At 51.0% G+C, this 20,417-nt stretch carries 26 protein-coding genes, 1 pseudogene and 1 riboswitch; of the genes and pseudogenes, 18 read left to right on the top strand and 9 right to left on the bottom strand.

The features are described 5' to 3' along the window. Window positions 1–5: 5 nt before the first annotated feature. From ACL02P_RS12715 to ACL02P_RS12675, 9 genes and pseudogenes are all read left to right on the top strand, one after another. Window positions 6–878 (top strand): hypothetical protein, encoded by an 873-nt coding sequence (locus ACL02P_RS12715; RefSeq protein WP_412837416.1) that lies wholly within the window; start codon window positions 6–8, stop codon window positions 876–878. Next, the gene (locus ACL02P_RS12710) at window positions 875–1,138 is read left to right on the top strand and encodes a hypothetical protein (RefSeq protein ID WP_412837415.1); all 264 of its coding nucleotides are present in this window, start codon (window positions 875–877) and stop codon (window positions 1,136–1,138) included. The genes ACL02P_RS12715 and ACL02P_RS12710 overlap by 4 nt, the downstream gene beginning before the upstream one ends. Window positions 1,139–1,201: 63 nt before the next feature. Further along, complete coding sequence (locus tag ACL02P_RS12705; protein WP_412837414.1) at window positions 1,202–1,600, top strand: hypothetical protein; 399 nt, start codon at window positions 1,202–1,204, stop codon at window positions 1,598–1,600. Then, window positions 1,600–2,025: a hypothetical protein gene (locus ACL02P_RS12700; RefSeq protein ID WP_412837413.1), complete on the top strand. Its 426-nt coding sequence runs from the start codon at window positions 1,600–1,602 to the stop codon at window positions 2,023–2,025. The genes ACL02P_RS12705 and ACL02P_RS12700 overlap by 1 nt, the downstream gene beginning before the upstream one ends. A gap of 15 nt (window positions 2,026–2,040) precedes the next feature. Next, window positions 2,041–3,258, top strand: a complete 1,218-nt coding sequence (locus ACL02P_RS12695) for a hypothetical protein (protein WP_412837412.1) — start codon at window positions 2,041–2,043, stop codon at window positions 3,256–3,258. A gap of 13 nt (window positions 3,259–3,271) precedes the next feature. Then, window positions 3,272–3,472, top strand: coding sequence for a hypothetical protein (locus ACL02P_RS12690; RefSeq protein WP_412837411.1), 201 nt, complete (start codon window positions 3,272–3,274; stop codon window positions 3,470–3,472). Continuing rightward, window positions 3,469–4,074 carry a hypothetical protein gene (locus ACL02P_RS12685; RefSeq protein ID WP_412837410.1) on the top strand — a complete coding sequence of 202 codons (606 nt, stop codon included), beginning with the start codon at window positions 3,469–3,471 and terminating at the stop codon, window positions 4,072–4,074. The genes ACL02P_RS12690 and ACL02P_RS12685 overlap by 4 nt, the downstream gene beginning before the upstream one ends. Then, the gene (locus ACL02P_RS12680) at window positions 4,049–4,513 is read left to right on the top strand and encodes a phBC6A51 family helix-turn-helix protein (RefSeq protein WP_009224801.1); all 465 of its coding nucleotides are present in this window, start codon (window positions 4,049–4,051) and stop codon (window positions 4,511–4,513) included. The genes ACL02P_RS12685 and ACL02P_RS12680 overlap by 26 nt, the downstream gene beginning before the upstream one ends. A gap of 723 nt (window positions 4,514–5,236) precedes the next feature. Next, window positions 5,237–5,332, top strand: a pseudogene (locus tag ACL02P_RS12675) (iron-sulfur cluster assembly accessory protein); the annotation flags it as partial. 44 nt (window positions 5,333–5,376) lie between these two features. On the opposite strand, the gene ACL02P_RS12670 reads toward ACL02P_RS12675, so the two are convergent. Continuing rightward, window positions 5,377–6,570 carry an AI-2E family transporter gene (locus tag ACL02P_RS12670; protein WP_260070543.1) on the bottom strand — a complete coding sequence of 398 codons (1,194 nt, stop codon included), beginning with the start codon at window positions 6,568–6,570 and terminating at the stop codon, window positions 5,377–5,379. A gap of 170 nt (window positions 6,571–6,740) precedes the next feature. Further along, entirely contained in the window at window positions 6,741–6,965 is a 225-nt protein-coding gene (locus ACL02P_RS12665; protein WP_009224804.1) for a hypothetical protein, read from the bottom strand. Between the two features lie 196 nt (window positions 6,966–7,161). Between ACL02P_RS12665 and ACL02P_RS12660 the strand changes: the two genes are divergently transcribed. Next, the gene (locus tag ACL02P_RS12660) at window positions 7,162–7,824 is read left to right on the top strand and encodes a YheC/YheD family protein (protein WP_009224805.1); all 663 of its coding nucleotides are present in this window, start codon (window positions 7,162–7,164) and stop codon (window positions 7,822–7,824) included. Window positions 7,825–8,048: 224 nt separating this feature from the next. Further along, window positions 8,049–8,192, top strand: coding sequence for a sporulation histidine kinase inhibitor Sda (gene sda / locus ACL02P_RS12655; protein ID WP_028540204.1), 144 nt, complete (start codon window positions 8,049–8,051; stop codon window positions 8,190–8,192). 394 nt (window positions 8,193–8,586) lie between these two features. On the opposite strand, the gene ACL02P_RS12650 is transcribed toward sda, so the two are convergent. Next, on the bottom strand, window positions 8,587–9,585 hold the full coding sequence (locus tag ACL02P_RS12650) for an NAD(P)/FAD-dependent oxidoreductase (protein WP_323077613.1): 999 nt from the start codon (window positions 9,583–9,585) through the stop codon (window positions 8,587–8,589). A gap of 441 nt (window positions 9,586–10,026) precedes the next feature. On the opposite strand from ACL02P_RS12650, the gene ACL02P_RS12645 reads away from it, so the two are divergent. Then, on the top strand, window positions 10,027–11,220 hold the full coding sequence (locus ACL02P_RS12645; protein WP_009224808.1) for an NAD(P)/FAD-dependent oxidoreductase: 1,194 nt from the start codon (window positions 10,027–10,029) through the stop codon (window positions 11,218–11,220). A gap of 1 nt (window position 11,221) precedes the next feature. Continuing rightward, window positions 11,222–11,473 carry a hypothetical protein gene (locus ACL02P_RS12640; protein WP_260070541.1) on the top strand — a complete coding sequence of 84 codons (252 nt, stop codon included), beginning with the start codon at window positions 11,222–11,224 and terminating at the stop codon, window positions 11,471–11,473. Between the two features lie 170 nt (window positions 11,474–11,643). Here the strand turns inward: ACL02P_RS12640 and hemQ are convergent, their stop codons facing one another. Then, on the bottom strand, window positions 11,644–12,390 hold the full coding sequence (gene hemQ / locus ACL02P_RS12635; protein WP_412837409.1) for a hydrogen peroxide-dependent heme synthase: 747 nt from the start codon (window positions 12,388–12,390) through the stop codon (window positions 11,644–11,646). Between the two features lie 214 nt (window positions 12,391–12,604). On the opposite strand from hemQ, the gene ACL02P_RS12630 reads away from it, so the two are divergent. After that, window positions 12,605–12,898, top strand: a complete 294-nt coding sequence (locus ACL02P_RS12630) for a YuiB family protein (protein WP_009224811.1) — start codon at window positions 12,605–12,607, stop codon at window positions 12,896–12,898. Window positions 12,899–12,974: 76 nt separating this feature from the next. Here ACL02P_RS12630 and ACL02P_RS12625 read toward each other — a convergent pair whose 3' ends face one another. The 4 genes from ACL02P_RS12625 to ACL02P_RS12610 form a co-directional block, all read right to left on the bottom strand. Further along, entirely contained in the window at window positions 12,975–13,310 is a 336-nt protein-coding gene (locus ACL02P_RS12625; protein ID WP_009224812.1) for a helix-turn-helix domain-containing protein, read from the bottom strand. Window positions 13,311–13,458: 148 nt separating this feature from the next. Continuing rightward, the gene (locus ACL02P_RS12620; RefSeq protein ID WP_260070539.1) at window positions 13,459–14,046 is read right to left on the bottom strand and encodes a CalY family protein; all 588 of its coding nucleotides are present in this window, start codon (window positions 14,044–14,046) and stop codon (window positions 13,459–13,461) included. Between the two features lie 91 nt (window positions 14,047–14,137). Beyond that, window positions 14,138–14,743, bottom strand: a complete 606-nt coding sequence (gene sipW / locus ACL02P_RS12615; protein WP_412837408.1) for a signal peptidase I SipW — start codon at window positions 14,741–14,743, stop codon at window positions 14,138–14,140. A 1-nt stretch (window position 14,744) separates the two neighbouring features. After that, on the bottom strand, window positions 14,745–16,004 hold the full coding sequence (locus ACL02P_RS12610) for a hypothetical protein (protein WP_412837407.1): 1,260 nt from the start codon (window positions 16,002–16,004) through the stop codon (window positions 14,745–14,747). A 461-nt stretch (window positions 16,005–16,465) separates the two neighbouring features. Next, window positions 16,466–16,550, top strand: a riboswitch (cyclic di-GMP riboswitch). Window positions 16,551–16,589: 39 nt separating this feature from the next. Between ACL02P_RS12610 and ACL02P_RS12605 the strand changes: the two genes are divergently transcribed. The 3 genes from ACL02P_RS12605 to dnaI all read left to right on the top strand — a co-directional run bounded on the left by ACL02P_RS12605 (window position 16,590) and on the right by dnaI (window position 19,507). Further along, complete coding sequence (locus ACL02P_RS12605; RefSeq protein ID WP_260070536.1) at window positions 16,590–16,763, top strand: anti-repressor SinI family protein; 174 nt, start codon at window positions 16,590–16,592, stop codon at window positions 16,761–16,763. A 202-nt stretch (window positions 16,764–16,965) separates the two neighbouring features. Continuing rightward, complete coding sequence (locus ACL02P_RS12600; protein ID WP_260070535.1) at window positions 16,966–18,516, top strand: DnaD domain protein; 1,551 nt, start codon at window positions 16,966–16,968, stop codon at window positions 18,514–18,516. 37 nt (window positions 18,517–18,553) lie between these two features. Further along, window positions 18,554–19,507: a primosomal protein DnaI gene (dnaI, locus tag ACL02P_RS12595; RefSeq protein WP_009224818.1), complete on the top strand. Its 954-nt coding sequence runs from the start codon at window positions 18,554–18,556 to the stop codon at window positions 19,505–19,507. Between the two features lie 93 nt (window positions 19,508–19,600). Here dnaI and ACL02P_RS12590 read toward each other — a convergent pair whose 3' ends face one another. Beyond that, the gene (locus ACL02P_RS12590) at window positions 19,601–19,756 is read right to left on the bottom strand and encodes a hypothetical protein (RefSeq protein WP_009224819.1); all 156 of its coding nucleotides are present in this window, start codon (window positions 19,754–19,756) and stop codon (window positions 19,601–19,603) included. Between the two features lie 272 nt (window positions 19,757–20,028). On the opposite strand from ACL02P_RS12590, the gene trxA reads away from it, so the two are divergent. Beyond that, a complete protein-coding gene (trxA, locus tag ACL02P_RS12585) occupies window positions 20,029–20,346 on the top strand; it encodes a thioredoxin (RefSeq protein ID WP_009224820.1) in 318 nt (105 codons plus the stop codon). Window positions 20,347–20,417: the final 71 nt, after the last annotated feature.

Here is a 20,417-nt window from a genome sequence, read left to right as displayed (position 1 = left end):
GATATATGTCTTATCAAAAGGCGAAAGCAAGTTTGCAAAGAGCACGCGAGATCGAGCAATCTTCAAGCGGTATGATGCTGGCATTTAAGCGGGGTCTTGCCGCGGAGCTAGCTAAAGTCGATTCGGACCGCCGGCTTACAGAAGAGGGGAAAATGGAGGCCAAAGCCGAAACGAAGCAAAAGCACGCAATTGAGTTTCTGCAAAAAACACACACAATGAAGCAGGAATATGTTGCAAACATCAAAAAGGCGATCCGCGAGGCCGAAAAGGTGCTTTATACACCGCCGAGGAAACCGGACGCGACCAAACTCGGCCGCTTTGAGGACGCCCTTAGATCGCTCAAAACGGAGCTCATGTTTGCCACATCGCAAAGGTCGGCTCTTGAAAAGTTACGCGGATTTATTGATAAACTTGACGATCCGTATCTTGCCAAGCGGGTACGTGATGACTTTGCGGACATCGCGCCGAAATTACTAGCGGCACCAGGCGACGGCACTATCGCAAAGGGTGACATCAAAGTATCTGTGCGCGCCGAGCTTGGGGAGATGTACGATAATCTACTCAAACCGTACCAGACGGAGGATTACCGCGGGGCCGGCGAAGTCCTTGAAATTGCGCAGATGCTCGCCGAGGATTCGCGAATCCACCGCAGCCCGATCGTTAATGACGCGGCAAGAGAAGCATATGGCGAAGAGTATGCGCGGTATATCAATGATACCGAATCATTTTTCGCGGAACATCCGGAGCACACGCCGGAGCCGTTTGTTGACGAAGAGGACGCAAGCGCTCGCCAAACAGCGGAAGATATCGCTTGGATTTACAAAGACGATGAAAATCCGACGTTGAACGTTGGGGCTGCAGGAAGTGATGCGGAGTGAGTGCGGAAGCGCTGGAACTCGCGAATAAGCGACTTGTCCGAGCGGAGTTTCTGATCGCGTCGCGTAACGCCGGTGTGCGCCCGGAGGCGCTAGACGCTGCGTATAAACTCGCCGATTTGTCCGGCGTCACTATTGACGATCACGGCAAAGTGTGGGGCGTAGATGATGCGATCGAGGAGCTCCGCAACAAGAGCGATTATTTGTTTACGCCCGTCGAAAAACCGAAGCCCAAAGTGCTTGGCGGCCCAAGCGGAAATTAAATAAGTACCGAGGGAGCTGGCGCTTAACGCGCTGGCTTCTTTTAATTTGGAGGTGTGGATACTTTGATTGAGTTTGAATTTGATGAGCTTTTTAATGGGTTAGATCGATCTAAAAAACACGTGCGGGAAAGTGCTAAGGCCGGCGTAACCGCTGCTGTGTATAGTTTATTGGATGAATCACGCAATGAAGCTCCCTTGGACAAAGGCGTGCTCCGGACAACTGCAGGAACCAATATCGAAGTTGAAGGGGACACAGTTACGGGCGAAGTGTTTTATTCCGCGACCGAAACGACAAAGTCGGGCGAGCGCGTCAACTACGCGGTTATCCTGCACGAAATGGGAGAATTTAAGAATCCGACGACGCCAGGCACGCGCCCGAAATGGCTAGAGCGCCCGCTCAAACGCGACGCCAAGAAATACAATCGCATGATCGCGTCGGCGATTAAAAAAGGGCTGAAATAATGGATTACCAACCGAACGAAATAACATTCGCGCACATTTCAATTTTGAATAACGAAGCGGGCCAGATCGCCGCCGGCGTCGAACTATCCAAGCGCAGGATCGCGGAGGACGGGCGGCCATACTACGATCTCTATCACGTATTGTCGCTTTACTATACCGGTTCAATCCGCCAAAAAATACCGGTGATTGCAGCGGATATTTTGCGCTGCGTTGATCCGGAGACAAAGCGGCTTGTTATGCGCTCTAACGTGCCTCATTTCCGGCAGTGGCGGTATTACGAGCGGTTGATTAACGTTTTTGCTGCGAGCCGGGGAGTCGCGGTGAAGATTAACTATGATATCCGGGTCCCGCGCAAGTTTCCAGATACGGTAAAGCTGGCGGATGATGCGGGGCGGCGTGGTGTTTCGTTGGACTGCGCGCTATAAGAGGGAGGGGTTCATTTGAGTTTATGTGTTTCATTTTACTTAAACGGAAATATTTACGTATTCGCGGATACGCGTGTTTCGGCGTACAAAAACGGCCGGAGCTATTACGTCCACGACAACTATAATAAGTTGCGCCAGGTGGGTGACAAAGTAGTATTCACGTCCGGAGAGCTTGAGATTTGCGATAATCTTTTTGCGGCTATTGATGAACGGAGTACAGTCGATGATATTGCGGAGGCTGCCCGCAAAGCCTATAACGATTTCAAACGCGCGAATCCGGACTATGACGGCGGTAAATATGGTATCGAGTTTGGCGCGTATGTCCACGCAATTGAGGACGGCGTGCCTGTATATTACCAACTCCGCTATATCGACGATTTTAAAGTAGAGCGCCGGGTCCCGAACAATCAGGAGTTATTCGCGGTGGCCGGAAGATCGGAGGAGGCACTCGCCCATATTGCGAAATTGGCCGGGCGGAACATACCGATCGATACCGCGATTCTCCGGACATACGAGCACCTTGCGAACGAATTTATTGGCGGAAATCTCGTGCGGTATACTGTAATGCCCGGCGGCGTCGAGCGCCTTGTCCGTCCGATCCGTGATACAAAGCCGCTGCGGATGTGGCCGGTTAGAGGCGCGTCATTACATGCGGATATGCAGGGGAACGTTGTCGCGCGAAAGATTACGCTGACAGGAACGGTTGAGAACTCGTCAATCAATACGTCGACGATCAATGCAGGGACGATTAACGGAGGAACTATCAACGGCGCGCAGATTATTGGCGGCAGTATTACGTCTAACACGGACATTAATATTAACCGAGATATCCGCGTAGGCAACAATATCTATCTCGGATTAACGGGCCAAACGAATGACCGGCGTATTGAGTTCGTTGATAGCGGACCTTATCGGTCGTACATCGGGTTTACTAACGCGACAAAACAGCTTGAACTCTACGCGGCCAACGATATTCGCATCAATAGCGGCCTTAATGTATCGCTAAATGCGGCTTATGACGTTAACGTTAACGCAAACCGCGTCATTATTCCGTTTAATACTTACCTCGGGTCAGCCTCGTCCAGTAATCGCCTGGTCATGCAGGCGGACCTCGGCGGTAAAGCCAACGTAGAGGATGCAGGCTATAATCTTACGTTTGACACAAGCACGCGCAACCTCAAGATGTACAATCGGTATGGCGATCTAATGGCGCAAGTTAACATACCGAAATAATTGGAGGGACACGATGCAAGCGCGCAACTTACTCGAATGTACGATCGATTTAACGCAGCCGCTCCCGGAGTTGACCGCCGTTATTTCCGCGGTACTCTCCGCGCTGCCAGACGTAGACACGCGCCTGGCCGTACTGCACGCGTTAGAAGACCGGGTTACTACCGCGCTGCTTACGTTAGAAGACGAGATCGGAGAGGAAGGAGTCAGCAAATGACCCATATGACGAACGATGAAATACGCCTTGACATCGCGGCATTAACGGAGCGTCTGCGCCAAATCCGCATTGAACAAGGGCGCCCGGCCGATCCGCCAGAACGCAGGAAATGCGTCGATATTCCGTTATCGCTCGCGCTGGTCGAACGCCTGCAGCCATTCCGGGCCATTGCGGTTAGATATGCGTCGATTCTGGCGGCCGGCCAAGTTACGCGGATTGACATGGATAAGCTTGCGGGTTACGCTGAAATGGCGCGCCTCTTGCGTCATTCGGTCGGCTTCTTCTGCGGGCTGCATGCGCTCGGGGCTAGCGGTGTGCTGGCGGCTATGAAGCGCATAAACACTTTAATTGACGCGGGAAGAACCGACGAGATTAACACTAACGAGGAAATGCGCGGAGTTCACTTCTGTATCGAGTGGATGACGAAGGACGAAGGGCTCCGCCATGACGCATACGACCACCGAGATAAATACGACGGGGATGCGCGAATAGAAGCAGAGCGCTTGTTATCCGATCCGGTCGCGCTACAGGCCGCGATTGATAAAGCGTCTAAAGAAATAGAGGAGGACGATATCTATGAGCAGACAACGCAAAGCGCTTGAGGCGCAACTAACTGAACAGCAACGGAGAGCCGCGCAGCTTTTAGTCGCGAACGAGTGGGGCGAATTGCTCGGCGAGAACGGCAAAAAGAAGACGATGCAAGAACTGGCGGACGAAATCGGGATCGCGCGGAGTACGTTGTTTGAGTGGAAGTCGCAAGAACATTTCGCGGCATACGTGAACTATCTGGCCGAGCGCAACCTTGACGCTATGCGGTCGGAGGTGTACGTTCAACTTATGCGTGCGATCCGCGGTGGAGCGAACGGGATTCCTTCCGTTAAAGCGCTCGATTTATTCATGCGTCGTTACGGATTGCTCACCGATCGAACTGTCGTAGAAGACATGCGAGATACGGTCGAGACGCGACGCAAAACAGACGAGGAGATTCGCGCGGAGATTGACGAATTGAACGCGATGATTGACGGTACAAAGGCGAGTTAAGGCGTAATGAGTCCGTAGTGATTGCGCTTGTGATGGCGTGTAACCATGCGGATTACAGGCGCTTTTACTTCGGATTCTTTCGGACTTAGCGTAAATAACCTGCAGCGGGCGCGTGGCGTGTGCGCCTCTGCAAACTCGGGGGTTCAGCGGTTATATTTCGCCTGTTCACGCTGCATAAACGATGTATAAACGCCTCAATCCGCAGTGAATAATTTACCAGCGGAAATTACGATAATCCGCGCCACTACGCGAAATCTACTGGAAATGTATATACAGTGAATAACGCCTGTTTATGCAAGATCGGCGGAAATTGCGTAGTGGTGCGGGTTCGCGGCGTCCGGAATGGATTGCGGATTGCACATTATCAACCCCGCGCGATTGCATACGAATGTATATCGTAACGTGTACGGATAAGGCCGGCCGCTGACCCCCAAGCCACCCCCTCGCCGGCGGCTCATCAGGCCCCCGCACAATCGACATAGCAAAATTAACTCTGGTGGTAATTAATGTAAATAATTATGCGCGCCAATCCGGAATTTTACTATAGAAGAAACGCGCCCACTATTGCGAATATTATCAGCGTTATGGTACAATACGGTTAACGAGATTATGCGCCATAGAGGCGCGTGATTAACGAGTCTATCCGGTGATTAACAATCCGGCTCTGCGCGGTTAAAACGTTGATCTGACGCGGTTTTAGCCGAGCGCAAGCCTTGCGCCAAATTCACCATCCACAACCCGAACGCCATCGCCACCTGCGGATGCGGTCAATCGTTCCGCTTTAAGGACGAGGAAGGTGCGCCGCAACCTTGCGATTGATTGGAAAATAATAAGGGACTCTTCCATCTGGAAGAGTCCTTTTTTCATGGTTGCGTTTCAGTTGGAGGCTCGCGAAGGTCAAGCTGATCAGGGGCAGGCGCATCCGGCTCCTCATACAAATGGGACCGCCGTTCGAACCATTGGAACAGATGGGTGAAAATTACTTTCAGCACAGCGTAGCCCGGCACGGCGAGAATCACGCCCAGGACGCCAAACAGATTGCCGGCGGTGAGGATCACGAAGATGATCGTGATCGGGTGAATGCGCAGCGTCTTGCCCATGATTTGCGGCGAAATGAACTTGCCTTCAACGAGCTGGACAACCGTCCAGACGACGATCAGCTTCAGCAGCATGATCGGCGAGGTGACGATGGCCACAATGATCGCCGGAGTAATCGCGATAGCCGGCCCGAGATACGGGACGACGCTCGTGAACGAAGCGATGATCGCCAGCGTCAGCGAATAATCCAGGCCGATGATCACGAAGCCGACATACATCAGCGCCCCGATGCAGAAGCTGACGATGATTTGCCCGCGGATATAAGAGCTAATTTGGCTGTTCATCTCGGTCATCACATGGTGCGTTTGTTCACGGAAGCGAACGGGCACGTAACGCAGGATGAACTCCGGCAGCTTCTTGCCGTCCTTTAACAGATAAAATAAGATGAACGGCATGGTGATGATCGCCAGGACGACGTTCTTGACGGCTCCAAGGAATCCGCCGATGCCGGACCAGGCGTTGTTCAACAAAGCGGTCCCTCGCTCCGACAGCGTGTTGGACAGGTCGTCCAGATTAAAGCCGGTCGACTCTTGGACCTGATGGAAGAAGTTGCTGCCGATCAAGCTTTCGAACTGCCGCTGCACCTCAGACGTATATCTTGGTAAATTTTCGATCAAACTCAGAATCTGTGCCTGAACCAACGGGATAACGGTCATAATGAGCACCGTGAGGATCCCCGCGATCAACAAATATAACCCGGTAATCGTGTATACCCGGCGAATGCGCTTCGTTTCCAGCCAATCCACCAGCGGGTTGAGCAGATAATAGATCGCTCCGGTGAGCAGAATCGGGAGCAAGACGGTTTTGAACAGCACCGTAATGGGTTTGAACACAAACGGAATATGGGCGAACACCAGAATATTCAAGCCAATCAGCAAGACGACGAGCAAAAACACTACGAAACGGTTATTTAGAAAAAACCTTTTGAATCGGTCCCCCCAAGGTTGCGTACTTCCCATGCCAATAGAACCTCCTGTATCTTTCTACTATCCCAAGTAACGATAATTTCTATGTAGTAATACGCAGAAATGGGTTTTGGTTCCCATCTTTTTTATGGAAAAAAGCCCGGATGCCATCCGCAAGCGATGCTCCGAGCTTTTCCTGTGCGGTCAGGCACTCCCGACTTGCTTTAGAAAAATTGACGATTCACCATCATGACGACCATACAGGCCGCTGCCAGAGAAAAGACGATACAGCCGATGCCGAGACCCTTACGCGTTGTCCTGGCCATTTTGATGCCCGTGAGGAACAATGCGACGGTAATGCCGGCCAGCACCAACGACATGGCGATCATGGCAAACCAATAGAGGACCTCGAACAGAGCTGCCTCAAATGAAGAACCCTCTGTATTCAAAGCTTGTGAACTCTCCTTCCTCTGCTAGTCATAGACTAACGTCTCCCCTTAATATACGCGAAATCCCTCGCTTTGCATAGAAAGAGCCTGCCTGACAGCCTTACCGGAGAAAGGGCTTAAGCCTTGGACAATCATCCAAGAATACGAATCTACAAATGAGTACTATACCGTATAGTGAGAGGAAGGGGATGGTGTCATGGCGGGGAGACAATTAGCCAATAAGTGGCTCAAGACCGAAGCGCTTCTCAGCAACGCGGTCGTGGCCGCCCACATACCGCAAACCCGATTGTACAGTGCCGATTCGTTAAGGAGCATGCTGCATCAGTTCGGCATGGTCGTCATTAAACCCCTCCGCGGCGGCGGGGGTTATGGTGTGATTAAGGTAACTTACGCAGGCGGAGTTTATGCTTATACCTATTTGTCCCGAACACGCGCGTTTTCCAGCTTTGAGGCGATGTTTCGTTCCTTAAACCGAGTGAAGGTCGGACGTAAGTATATGATCCAGCAAGGTATTCATTTGGCCCGCATCGCCGGGCGCCCGATCGACTATCGCGTGAAGGTCGTTAAAGAGAACGAAGTTTGGGTCTATCGCTCCATGGTCGGCCGGTTAGCCCGCCCTGGGCTGTTCGTGACCAACTTGTCCAAGGGAGGGACGATGCTTAGTGCCCGCGCAGGGCTCAGCCGCTCACTGGGCCGCAAAATCGCCGCCAGCAAGCGACGGGAGATGCGTACGTTAACGAATCTTTGTGTACAGATTCTAGAGGCTCGGTTTCCGGGGATCGGGCAGCTTGGTTTTGATTATGGCGTGGATCGGAACGGGAAGATCTGGATTTTTGAGGTCAATACGCGGCCACAATAAGCTCGGATTGTCGGAAAATAAAAAAATTTTTGGTGAAAAATGGGAACGGGTGTCCTGTGAATAACTTTTGTCCACATTATCCCACTAGCTTTTTCAACGGTTTTCGATATTTACTAACACGTTATTCACAGGATTTCCACAAGGGTTTGTGGATAACAAGAACACTTGTTCTACTAAACTTTTCCTGTTATGATGGGGAAAATACTAGAAAGGATGTGTTATCAATGGCGCTGTTAACGGATGAGTTGCTCCTGGAATCCTACCAGAAGGCGACCGAACTGCAGTTGGATCGGGAGTTTATCGCACTGCTGTTAGCAGAGATTCGCAAACGCGAATTAGAGCTTGCCGCGCCGTCCGTTTTGCACTAATTGTGGACAACCTGGCTAACTTCTTTAAGAAGGATAAAATTATCCCCAACCATCAAGGCGCCCGCCAGGCGTTGACATGATAAATATAAGCTTCATGACAATGCGGACACTGAACGACATGTTCGCAGCCCGAAGGAATACGCGCGGAGATGGCTGAGGTATACTGATCAGCGGATCCGTAGGGGCTGTAAGGCCCAGCGTAATCTTCTTTTTTTCCAGCATTCTCAAGAATGTGTCCGCAATCGGGGCAGGTGGCGTTTAATGAAGCCAAACCGTTGCATAACGGGCATATATATGGCAAAGGGTATCTCTCCTTTACGATATGATCTTCCGTAAAGGTAAGATACCCTTTTGTTTACTAGAACATGTAAGAACGTGAAATCACTGCTTCTAGTTACAACTTCAAGTTACTGCTGTGACCTGGGGACAGCTTCGCTTCTGGATCGATATAGACCTTAGCGTTGTTGACCGCTGTCGGTGCTTCGCCGAATCCGACCGCAATCAGGTCCAATTTGCCGGGATATGTCGTAATGTCACCGGCGGCAAAAATGCCGGGAATCGAGCTTTCCATCCGGGAATCGACGACAATAGCGTTGCCTTCAATCTCAAGGCCCCATTCTGCGATCGGTCCGAGCGACGAGACAAATCCGAAGTTGACGATCACGTCGTCCACAACGATCTCTTGGGTTTCCTTCGTTTTAACGTCTGCCAGTGTGACGCGTTCGATGCGCTCGTCACCGTGCAGCTCTGCGATTTCCGTAGGCGTAATGACCTGGACGCGGGAAGCCATCAGCTTCTCAACGCTGTGCTCATGCGCCCGGAATTTATCGCGGCGGTGAATCAGCGTCACCTGCTCAGCGATCGGCTCAAGCATCAATGCCCAGTCCACAGCGGAGTCGCCGCCGCCGCTAATCAGCACTTTCTTGCCGTGGAAGCGGTTCATGTCGCTAACGAAATAATGCAGGTTCGTTTTCTCGAAACGGGCGGCGTTCTCCAGATCCAGACGACGAGGCTCAAAGGCGCCGACTCCTGCGGTAATGATGATGGCGCGCGCATAGTGAACACCTTTATCGGTGGTCACCACAAAATGGCGCTCTTCTTTCTTCTCAATTTGCAGCACCCGTTCCTCCAGACGCACGTCCGGCTCGAAAAGCTTTAATTGTTCATGCAGGTTGTTGATCAGCTCTTGGCCGGTCACTTTAGGAAAGCCAGCCACGTCGTAAATATATTTCTCAGGGTAAAGGGCAGCAACTTGCCCCCCAAGCTGAGGCATACTTTCAATCAGTTTGACGGAAGCCTTTCTCATTCCGCCGTAAAATGCAGCAAACATGCCCGCCGGTCCACCACCGACAATCAGAAGATCCGTGAATTCGGCGTTATTTTGGGTTGACACGTGTCAAACACCTCCAGATGGTTTCTTTTTCTTTCTGCAACTATAATGTCAATTCTACTTTATTATAATCGTCGTATCCCTAGTTTGGAAAGGCAAGATGAAAACTGTCGAAAATCTGGAATATAATCCGTTGAAAGTCCTATAATTACGGGTAAAATAAGACTTGATCTTTTAGGCAAAAGCCGATATCATTCAAATGTATGCATTCATATTTGTGACGAAAAAAGTACATTTATGATTATACGACAGAAGACTTTTGCTCATCCTACAAATAAGGTTTAAACTAATACTAAAATGTGACAAATGTCTCTGGATTGACCTAATGGGATGACTGAAACGGTTTGAGTTGGTATAGACTGGGTTTTTATGTGTTAATTTTCACATTGCGTTTTTGGCTTTAATCAAATATAGAGTGCGTAATATTGGAAGGAGAACAATTACATGAGTACCATACCCAAAATAGTGATTCTTGGTGCGGGTTATGGCGGCATTCTTACCGCGCAGCGGCTGCAGAAAGAGTTGAATTACAATGAAGCGGACGTTACTCTGGTGAATCGGCACGACTATCACTACTTCACGACGCATCTGCATATGCCGGCTGCCGGGACGGATTCCATTGAACATACCCGAGTGGCAATATCCAAATTAATTGACGAATTTAAAATCGACCTTGTGAAATCGAATGTACAGGAGATTCGTCTGGCCGACAAGAAGGTCGTGCTGCAGGACGGAACCCTTTCTTATGATTATCTGGTGATCGCGCTGGGCGGCGAACCGGAATCCTTTGGCATCCCGGGCCTGACGGAATATGCGATGACGATCCGCAGTATCAATTCCGTTCGCTTAATTCGCCAGCATATCGAATATCAATTCGCGCTTTACAAAATGGACGAAAGCCGGACCGACCGATTGAACTTCGTCGTTGGCGGCGCGGGCTTCAGCGGCATTGAATTCGTTGCCGAGCTGGCTGATCGGATCCCGCAGCTGTGCAAGGAATACGACGTTGATCCGAACTTTGTTAACGTGTACAACGTTGAAGCTGCACCAACGGTTCTGCCAGGCTTCGATCCGGAGCTGGTCGAATACGCGATGGACGTGCTGAAGAAGAAGGGCGTACAGTTCAAGATTGGCGTAGCGATCAAGGAATGCACGCCGGATGGTGTTATCTTGGCCACCGGAGAGGAAATTAAGTCGCAAACCGTCATTTGGACAGGCGGCATCCGTGGCAACCGTCTTATCGAAGCGGCAGGCTTCGAGACAGCGCGCGGTCGCGTGAAGGTCGACGATTATTTGCGGGCACCTGGCCATGATAACGTCTTTATCATCGGGGACAATTCGCTGATGTTTAATCCGGAAGGGCGTCCATACCCACCTACGGCGCAAATTGCCATGCAGCAAGGGGTGACCTGTGCGCAAAACGTGGTGGCGGCCATTCGCGGCAAAGAGCTCAAGAAATTTGTGTTCAGCAATAAAGGAACCGTGGCTTCGCTGGGCAAAGGGGAAGCCATCGCCAGCGCGTTTGGCAAGAAATATAAAGGTTGGGTTGCTGCCCAATTAAAGAAGCTGGTGGATATGCGTTACCTGTTCATTATCGGCGGGATTCCGCTGGTGTTGAAGAAAGGAAGATTCTTCTAAGATGCGTCACTGCAGCGTACAGGTTCGGGGGCTGTTGACGCGGGACGAGCTGGATCGCTATAACGCCTTGATGGAAGTGGGATCTTACCTGGAATCGCAGCAGCGTTACGATTTGGCTTATACGGTGCAGAAGGAAGTGGACCTTCTGATCCAGCCGGCCATCGAACGGCTGAAGGAGAAGAGCCGCGAACGCGACCGGGCGACCGCGGAGTTCCTGAAGTCGCTGGAGGCAGAGGCCGAAGGGGAAGATTAAACGAACAAAAGGGTGTGCCGCCCGAGGCTGGCACACCCTTCTTTTTTAAGATATCAGAAAGTATAAACTTCGGAGCTTCCGCTTCCTGATATCACAAGAAAAACTACCGCTAACCGCGGTCTGTCTTCCTAGAATATACGTCGATAGACGTTTTTCTTATCTATATGGAATTACACTTTCAACATCTCGTCCAAACGCTCTGCATTCAGCAGATTGCCGACGTAAAAGGCACCAAACTCGCCAAAACGTGCGCTGACCTCGTCAAACCGCATTTCATAGACCAGCTTCTTGAATTGCAAGGCATCGTCGGCGAACAGGGTAACGCCCCATTCCCAATCGTCGAGGCCTACGGAACCAGTGATGATCTGCTTCACTTTACCTGCATAGCTGCGGCCGATCAGGCCATGGCTGCGCATCAATTCGCGGCGCTCTTCCATCGTCAGCATGTACCAGTTGTCGGTGAGATCGCGCTTTTTGTTCATTGGATAGAAGCAGATATGGTTGGTCTTCGGCAGGATCGGCTGCAAACGGGCCATCACTTCCGGATTCGCCTTCGGGTCACCGCCGCCGGATGCGAGATAATTGCTAAGTTCTACGACGCTGACGTAGGAGTATGCTTTGGTTGTATATTCAGCAAAGGTTGTTTTGTTGAAGGCCGTCTCCAGGGCGTTCAGCTCTTCCAGGCTTTCGCGCAGGTGCATGAACACGAGATCGGCTTTCTGTCCGACGATCGAATACACCGCGGTGCTGCCGGTTTTGGATTCCTCCATCAATTCCCATTCTTTCAGGAACGTATGCAGCTCCTCCAGGGCTCCGGCGCGTTCTTCGTCATCCGCCGCTTTCCAGGCGGTCCAATCGATGGTGCGGAAATCGTGAAGCGCATACCAACCTTCTAAGGTTAGGGTAGCTTCGTTCATGTATAATCACTCCTAGATTCAATCTGATCCTCATTTACGAATTGCCAATACGTATCTTATTGTATCGCAAGGAGCCTAGACGGGGCAAATCGATTCACTCCATTTTCATGTAAAGTTCATTGCTTCGTTACATAATATCTAGTAAACTAACTACTAGCTTGATTTAGTGTGATGAATGTTATAGTTACCTCTAAGAAGGGTGGGGGAGCGATCGATGGGCTGGCTCATCGTACTGGTGCTGATGGTTCTCTTCTTCGTGATGATGTTCGGCATCGGTTTCATTTTGAATATGTTAATGAAAACAACCTGGTTTCCGGCATACGTCTTTATCATCGTGATTTTGCCCATTGTGGTCTATACGCTGTGGGACCATGAACAGAGCTTTGGGACCTATCTCGCATCGTTCCGGCTGGTCGATTATTTGACGGCGTTCGCCGGGCTGTGCGGGGCGATCCTAAGCGGATGGACGATCCGAAAACTGCGGTTGGGCGGGTACAAAATGTTTTAAAAAAAGCGCGAGTACCGTCGGGGGATAACCCTGAGGTCTCGCGCTTTTTCTGTGTGTACTTTTTCTCTGTGTACCGTTATTCCTGCTGGCCTCGCTTCCATTTCTGATATTCAAGGAATTCCTTAAATTCCTTCTTGCTGACGCCCGAAGTCATAGCTTCCTGCACCAACTCCGACCATTCCGGATCAAGTAATTCCGGTGCGGGGCGGTCGCCATACAATAGCAGGTTGATCGAGACGTTAAGAGCGTCGGCTATCTTCTCAATGAAGGAAATAGAGGGATTCGATTGAATATTGCGCTCAACGTTGCTGAGATAGGATTTTGCCACATCTGCCTTCTCCGCCAGCTCGGACAAGGAGTACCCTCGGTCCTGCCGAAGTTTCTGAATACGCTCGCCAATATGTTCTGCCATGTAGCCGTCGCCCTTCTATCAGAAATAATTTGATGTCATTATATCAGAATAACCGGGATCGGACAAAGGTGTTAAGTCGGAAATTCAACCAAACAAAGAACACCTTAGTCCCAGATCGGGGTAAGGTGTTCTGCTTAAATTTCTCAAATTATCTAATTTGACCGTCGCCTTGTTTCGCTTCAAACGTCCACGTCAGGTTCAGCGTGTCGCCTTGGAATTGGTTTTGGTCTTGACCGTTGTCCACGAATTCAAAAGCAACGGCCAACGTGTCGGTAGTGCCGGCTCTTAAGCCGCTGCGCTCGCCGAGGAAGAAGCCTCTTTCAACGGCGTCCGGTGTTTGATTTTGCAGGTCATAGAGCGTAGTTTCCCAAATGACGTCATTCAGCTTGTCGATATTGTTCAGGAATTTTACCTTAATATGTTTACCAAAATCGTCCGTGTTGTCTGGAGCGCCGGCTTTATTCGTCACCGTGTAGCTCGTTTTCAACAGAACTTCTTTAATGTCAAGCGTTCCGTCATTTTTGAGCTTGAACGTACGAGGAATCGTGTCACCTGGTTTCAAGTTGTTAAGATTTACAATCGCTGTTGGATCAGCGTTGATATCCAATGTACCTGCGGCGAACGTCCCAGTCGTTTCGACCGTATCGCTAAAGTAAGCGAACGTTCCTCCGCCGATCAATGTCAAACCGAGTGCTGCAGTTGCTACCCCAAAACCTAATGTCTTTTTGATACCCATTCCTGAATTCCTCCCTGATCTTAAATAAATTTTTTATATATAGCATCCTTATGTATACATAAGGAGAACAACCAAATCATTAGTGCTGAGCTTAGGTTGATGCGTCAATGACGTCAGGGTGCTTGGTGTCCAATTGCGATTGATTCGCTTCCGGTTTTTTTTCTTCCAGACTGGCGATGGCTTTCCACAGCGTAACCACCGCGTACAGGAACAAGAGGATCCCTGGGATGATCAACAGGGTGACATTCCCCGTCTTCGTTCCAGCGAAGCTTAAGAAATAGCCCACGTACGGAACGTTAAATCCGGTATAGACGCCGGTCACATTCGCGGGGTGCACCAATTCCGAATCGGCGGAATCGTTATTATCGCCTTTCGTCCGGTACAGCACCTGGCCGTTTTGTTCGTCCTGTGTCACCTCGATGATGCGGTGGGTAATCAGCTTGTTATCGCCTGACCGGAAGGTGATGACGTCGCCGACGTTGAAACGGGTCATATCGCCGCCCGGCTTAATGGCCGCAACGGAACCGGTAGGGATGGAAGGCTCCATCGAGCCGGACAAGACCGTTTTCAGCTGATAGCCGTAGAAGTTCGGTTCGCTGCCGGAAATCTTTGAGAGGACCACCGAGCCTGCCACGGTAAAAAAGGCAACCGCCATCAGGAACGTCAGCGCGTTTCCTAACCATTTACGAATACGCATGTTATTCACCTACTTCTGAAGGAATCGCGTCCTCATTCTCGTCATCGTCATCCTCTTCATCCCCGTCGTCGTTCAAATCGATGGGCAGTTCATCCTCCGGTTTCGTCAGGATAAGACTGTCCAATGGATTTGGCTGCTCGGGGGGCAGCAGAGGTTCTAGCCCCGGTGTGCCGCTGCTAGCCGGCGCATCCGGCGGAAGGGTTGCAGATTCATCCTCTGCAACACCATCTTCTTCTGCAGGAGGTTGGACTGCTCCATCACCGGAATCGCCCACCGTCGGAGGGGGTTCTTCCTCCAACTGCTTTAATCGTTCCAGCTCCGCCAGCCGCTGTGCTTCCGCTTCTGCCAACAGTTGAGCCCGCTGCGCTTCGAGACTGGAAATCTCGGCAGTTAAGCCTGCGATTGCCGATTCCAGAGAAGCATGTACGCTCTCAAAGTACGTGCGCTCTTCGCCGGCGACCGGATCGCTGAGGGCACTTAAATCATCGGCCGACCGGGACGAAAACGGGCTGGCAAAAGCGATAGCAACAAAGCCGTTGGTCGAGAGGCTAAACTCAGATTGATGGACGGAGCGCAGGTAGCTTAAGATCTCCTGTAACGTCCCGCGAAGCGGGCCGGATAGCAAACTGCTGCCCTTCAGGAGATCCGCAATCCGGTCAAGCACCGTAGTTTGCGTGAGCTCGGCACAATTCGGCTCCAGGCCGTTTAATGAAGTCAGTAGCCCTTGAATCACGGCGGTCGCTGCCGTGATTTCCTGCACCAGCTCTTGCCAAGTGGACTGATTCAGCGCCAGTTGCTGCTGCAGCTGCTGGATTGTGGCGTTCAGCTCGCTAATCCGTGCCGATAAGCCTTCGGCTGCGTCCAGCTGCAGGCTTGCGGAGAAATCTGCGGAACCTTCCGAGCTGACCGGTCCGTCGCCGCTGGAGTACACCGCATCGGTTGAAGACGGGGGCAGCGGAAGACTGGTGGCCGGATCACTCGCATTCGGAAGAGCCGGAGACGAGATCGGAGTTGTTGTATCTATCGAAGCGCGGATTAGGCTTGCTCCGATAAGTCTCCCTTTTAAGGAAGCGGCTCGGTTCAAATGCTCGGCCAACATCGCGAGCTGGCTTTCGATTTGGCTTGGAAAGACTCGGCACGCCTTGATTTCCGTGTTATCTTCGCGTGTGCTGGTGAATTCGCCGAAGGTTGTGCCAACCTGCTGAGAAGTCCACAAGAGCAGAGTTGAGAGAATTAATCCGGACTGCAGCGATTTGACCATGTTTTGCTTCTTCCGTTTTTTGCGTAGTTTACGGATTACTTCAGCTCGGGATCTTCGCAGAATAGTCGCTCCTTTCTAGGTATGGTCCGTTATGTTCGTTAATATGTTCGTTATTAAGAACAAACACCGTGATTTGAATATACCTGAAATGGTTAACGTTAGGAAAGGCGCAAATCCAGTGATTTGTTCTTAATAAAGAACATTTATCTATTGTTTTCTTTAAAAATCTGACTAATTCACGGGATTTCACGATTTATTGTTCTCTATAAGAAACAATTCCTAGTACTTGACAAGCGGTGGTTCAATATGACAAGAACATTAGGGATTAAACAAAAAAAGCTAACCTTTTCGATGAAAACGGTATGCCGAACTTACGTGGAATGACATACTTTTCAAATTTGAGACGTTATAATAAGTACCAAGATGCATACTGACTAAGGAGATCCATTGGCATCAGAAGCACCAGATAAGGGTAAACCTGTTGAAAAGCAGGGGCACAAAGTCTCAGATCTAAGGTAGGAATACTAAGATGGCTGGACTGCCTGGGGACAAAACCAAAATAATGATCTTAGGAGGAGATTGTTGTTGAAGAAGTCCGCCCAGGTTATTTCTTATGATCGGTTCCCCGGAAACGTTGACCCGGAATGGGTGATTTTGCTCGCCATGGCAAAGGAGGAGGGGGTCTCCATTGATGAGGTTCGGCGTTTTTTAGCCGGAGATCGCCCTTATTTAAAAGAGTGGCATTTACATAACAAATAGATGATAAAGAAGAGGGAGTAAAGGGCCGCCCCATCAGGGGGACGGTTCTTTTTTGTGCTTATTCCGGCGTAAAACATTGTCCCGGCGAGGCTCAGGAAGAAAAAGGGAGATTTTTGTAAGCTGGGGGCGATTCAGGACGGCGTCTTTTATGCTAAAATAGAGGAAGTCTATTTGTACGTGATAGGGAAGGAGCGATGAAGCCGTGCGCATGAACAACATGCTGCATTTTACCGAAAATCACCGTTATTGCGTATACCGTGACTTCGGACTCAGTCCCGTCGATGGCAAAATGCTAGGTTTGATCTATCAACCGATGGTCGGGGCGTTCGCGATTTCGCTGTACCGGCTGCTGGTAGAGCATGTTCCTCAGGAGCAGGTTGGATATTCGGACGTCGAGCAGCAGCGGAAGCTGTTCCTGACCCTTGGCCTCGATCCAAGCGAGAAAGGGCGGAAGTTTCTCATCGAGCAGACTTCCCGGTTGGAGGCGGTGGGGCTGCTTCAGACGAACCGGCTCTATGTTCCGGACAGCGACGATTATATCTACGAATATGAGCTTCAGGCACCGCTGGCGCCGGCGGAATTTTTCCGGACCCAGCACCTGACTTTGCTGCTACGAGACAAGATCGGGAAATTCGCGGTCCTGTCTCTGCGGGAGCAGTTGTTCCGCGGAGAACCGGAGGCGTGGTCAGGGGTTGGCCTGAATAAGGAAAATATTACGGTTCCGTTCTATGAGATCTTTGAGCTGAACACCCATTCCATTGATTACGAGCTGGAGCAGGCGATTGCCGAGACGTCGATCGCCAGGCAGCCGGGGCTCAAGCTGGCTTTGGAAGAGGATGCGATCAACTATGCGGACATCATCCTGCGTTTTCCGCGTGAGTCCCAGAATCGCTCCTTCGTTGAGGCGCTTCGCTTTGACCCGGAAGGGATGGGCGTGGTGAATTATGTTGCCCGCAAGTACGATTTAAGCGTCCAGGATATTTGCCGGCTGCTGGATGAAGACGGCGTCTTTGATCCGGGCGGCGGGATTCTGCTGGATGCACTCCAGCACAAGGCCAACCTGCAGTTCCGCCAAGGCAAGCGCCGTCAGGAGGAACGCGAGGTAGCTTACGGCAAAATCGTCGCGTTGCGCGGCGAGGAGCCGAAAGCGGCGGCCGCTTCCGCTCAAGCGGGGAACGTGGCCGAGGAGGTTGCGGTACAGATGGAGTATTACGTTGACGTACCGCCGCAATTCCAAAGCAAATGCGATATTCACCAATATAATATGATGCTTCGCAATGAGCCGTATACCCGGTTACTGAAGACGTTCTTTCCGGGATCGATTCCGGACAACCTGCTGGACATTTTTGAGAAAATCGATTTGAACTACAAGCTGCCCGGCGAAGTAATCAACGTACTGATCCATTATTTGATGTCTTTGCTCACTTCTGGCGGGGAGCAGCGGATCAATCGCAATTTCATCGATGCGATCGCAGCCAACATGCTGCTTAAGCAGATCAACACGTATGAGCAGGCCGTACAATATATCCGCGACCAATCGAAGGTGAAGGAGAAGGTCAAGGAGAAGGCGGGCGGCGCCGCCTCCGGTGGAGGACGGGCGCGAACCTACGGCAGCCGGGGAGCGAAGCCGAAGCCGGAAATCCCGATTGTGGAACGGACTGGCCAGGAGACCGCCGTATCGGAAGAAGAATTTGCTGAGCTGATTAAGATGGCGGAACGCATGCAATCCGGAAAGCATAAAAAAGAAGTCTGAATCCGTTTAGGCTTGGGGAAGGAAGGTGACACAACCAATGGAATCACTTGGGGAACTGCTTACGCAGATGAAAAGCACGCAATTCAAACAACGCTCCGAGGAGCTGACCGCACGTCTGATGAATGACCCGCTGGTAAGGGAACTCCGGGACCAACATCCGGAGCTGGAACAGGAGCAGCTGACGCGCGGGATGGCCAAGCTGTATCAATACATCAACGACAGCAAGCACTGCGCCAACTGCCCGGGCTTGGAGCAATGTCCCAACGATTTCCCCGGCCATTTCACGAAGCTGACGGTCGAGCAGGTGGGCGGGAGCCCGCAGCTTGTAGATCGTCAGGTGCCATGCCCCAAGCAACTGCAATATGAGCGCGAATTGTCCGTCAAGAAACGGATTCATAGCTTTTATGTGGATGAGCGGGCGCTGGAAGCCGGTTATGACGAAGTGGAAATCATGACGAAGGATGCCATGCGTGCGCCGGCGGTAGGGCAAGTGTTCCGCTATATTAATGAAACGAAGGAATCCGGCCTGCAAACGAAAGGGCTGTATCTGGAAGGTCCGTTTGGCACCGGCAAAACGTTCTTGATGTGCTATTTGCTGCACGAACTGGCCAAGGAAGGTTACTCCGGCGCCATCGTTTATATGCCGGAATTCGTGGAAGAGCTGAAGAGCATGCTGCAGGACAGCGACAAGCTGCGCGAAACGGTGGAAATGATGAAGCAGGTGGATCTGCTGATCTTTGACGATATCGGTGCAGAGAACCTGAATCCGTGGGTGCGCGACCATGTCATGGGCGCGATTTTGAATTATCGGATGAACCGGAAGCCCACGTTCTACACGTCAAACTATTCCTTGAGTGCGTTGGAGAAGCATTTGAGCTTTACGAGCAAGGACGGGGAAGAGCGGCATAAGGGCCAACGGTTAATGGATCGGATTGCCCCGTTCGTGAACGTTGTTCAGGTGAATGGGACGAATAAGCGCGGCCAAGCCTAATAACGGAATACTGCGGACAAAGATAAAGAGCCGAGCACATCCCTTATCGGGGGATCGCCCGGCTCTTTCGTTAATTCGAGGTCTGGTTACCGCCTAGCTGGCGATAAATTTAATGATGACCATGCCGAAGAAAATTACGATCATAAACGTCAACATGCCAAAAAAGCCGTTCATCAAATCAAACAGATCGTTGCGGGGTTCTTCGTTGATATGCTGCCGCGGATCGTTCGCATGCGTGTTAGCATCCATGGCGACGGGCCTCCTCAGGAAATTATCGTCTCGTCAATGAAATATGTCATAGACAATCCGTTTTCAGGTTATTCTTAGTATAACCAAACTTTTTTCGTTTTGTAAAGAAGGCGTTACCATACACTTTCTTTTTTTCAGTGTAGTGTGGTATAATGAGTTCGGCAACAGCTTTTTGGGCTGACTGCTCCAATTTTTTTGTCTAACTATCCAGTTGTTCGCGTTTGTGTCACTAAAGTGCCAGGCCGGGCAACCCAAATAAGGAGGAAATTATCATGGCTATCGTGAACGTATCCGATCAGTCCTTCAATGCTGAAATCGAAGGACAAGGTCCGGTTCTTGTTGATTTTTGGGCTCCATGGTGCGGCCCTTGCAAAATGATCGCTCCGATTCTGGAGGAGCTGGATGCAGAAGTAGGTGACTCCGTGAAGATCGCCAAGCTGAACGTGGATGATAACCCGGAAACAGCTTCCCGTTTCGGCGTGATGAGCATTCCTACACTGATCCTGTTCAAAGACGGTCAACCGGTCGATAAAATCGTCGGATTGAACTCGAAGGATACGCTGAAGAACCTGATCGCTAAACATCAATAATCCAGACGATCAGGCGCGTCGCTTGACGCCTTTGATGACGCCTCCGGTTTGGGCCGGAGGCGTTTTCTGCG

This window comes from Paenibacillus sp. MB22_1 (assembly GCF_047200555.1).
In the GTDB taxonomy this organism is placed as follows: Bacteria; Bacillota; Bacilli; order Paenibacillales; family Paenibacillaceae; genus Fontibacillus; species Fontibacillus phoenicis.
This window is presented reverse-complemented; position numbering and strand designations above follow the sequence as displayed.

Bases quoted from the DNA above. Each gene is read 5' to 3' on its own strand.
- ACL02P_RS12715 (WP_412837416.1), top strand. From the start codon at position 6: ATGTCTTATCAAAAGGCGAAAGCAAGTTTGCAAAGAGCACGCGAGATC.
- ACL02P_RS12700 (WP_412837413.1), top strand. From the start codon at position 1,600: ATGGATTACCAACCGAACGAAATAACATTCGCGCACATTTCAATTTTG.
- ACL02P_RS12690 (WP_412837411.1), top strand. From the start codon at position 3,272: ATGCAAGCGCGCAACTTACTCGAATGTACGATCGATTTAACGCAGCCG.
- ACL02P_RS12685 (WP_412837410.1), top strand. From the start codon at position 3,469: ATGACCCATATGACGAACGATGAAATACGCCTTGACATCGCGGCATTA.
- ACL02P_RS12680 (WP_009224801.1), top strand. From the start codon at position 4,049: ATGAGCAGACAACGCAAAGCGCTTGAGGCGCAACTAACTGAACAGCAA.
- ACL02P_RS12670 (WP_260070543.1), bottom strand. From the start codon at position 6,570: ATGGGAAGTACGCAACCTTGGGGGGACCGATTCAAAAGGTTTTTTCTA.
- ACL02P_RS12660 (WP_009224805.1), top strand. From the start codon at position 7,162: ATGGCGGGGAGACAATTAGCCAATAAGTGGCTCAAGACCGAAGCGCTT.
- sda (WP_028540204.1), top strand. From the start codon at position 8,049: ATGGCGCTGTTAACGGATGAGTTGCTCCTGGAATCCTACCAGAAGGCG.
- ACL02P_RS12645 (WP_009224808.1), top strand. From the start codon at position 10,027: ATGAGTACCATACCCAAAATAGTGATTCTTGGTGCGGGTTATGGCGGC.
- ACL02P_RS12640 (WP_260070541.1), top strand. From the start codon at position 11,222: ATGCGTCACTGCAGCGTACAGGTTCGGGGGCTGTTGACGCGGGACGAG.
- hemQ (WP_412837409.1), bottom strand. From the start codon at position 12,390: ATGAACGAAGCTACCCTAACCTTAGAAGGTTGGTATGCGCTTCACGAT.
- ACL02P_RS12630 (WP_009224811.1), top strand. From the start codon at position 12,605: ATGGGCTGGCTCATCGTACTGGTGCTGATGGTTCTCTTCTTCGTGATG.
- ACL02P_RS12625 (WP_009224812.1), bottom strand. From the start codon at position 13,310: ATGGCAGAACATATTGGCGAGCGTATTCAGAAACTTCGGCAGGACCGA.
- ACL02P_RS12620 (WP_260070539.1), bottom strand. From the start codon at position 14,046: ATGGGTATCAAAAAGACATTAGGTTTTGGGGTAGCAACTGCAGCACTC.
- sipW (WP_412837408.1), bottom strand. From the start codon at position 14,743: ATGCGTATTCGTAAATGGTTAGGAAACGCGCTGACGTTCCTGATGGCG.
- ACL02P_RS12610 (WP_412837407.1), bottom strand. From the start codon at position 16,004: ATGGTCAAATCGCTGCAGTCCGGATTAATTCTCTCAACTCTGCTCTTG.
- dnaI (WP_009224818.1), top strand. From the start codon at position 18,554: ATGGAATCACTTGGGGAACTGCTTACGCAGATGAAAAGCACGCAATTC.
- ACL02P_RS12590 (WP_009224819.1), bottom strand. From the start codon at position 19,756: ATGGATGCTAACACGCATGCGAACGATCCGCGGCAGCATATCAACGAA.
- trxA (WP_009224820.1), top strand. From the start codon at position 20,029: ATGGCTATCGTGAACGTATCCGATCAGTCCTTCAATGCTGAAATCGAA.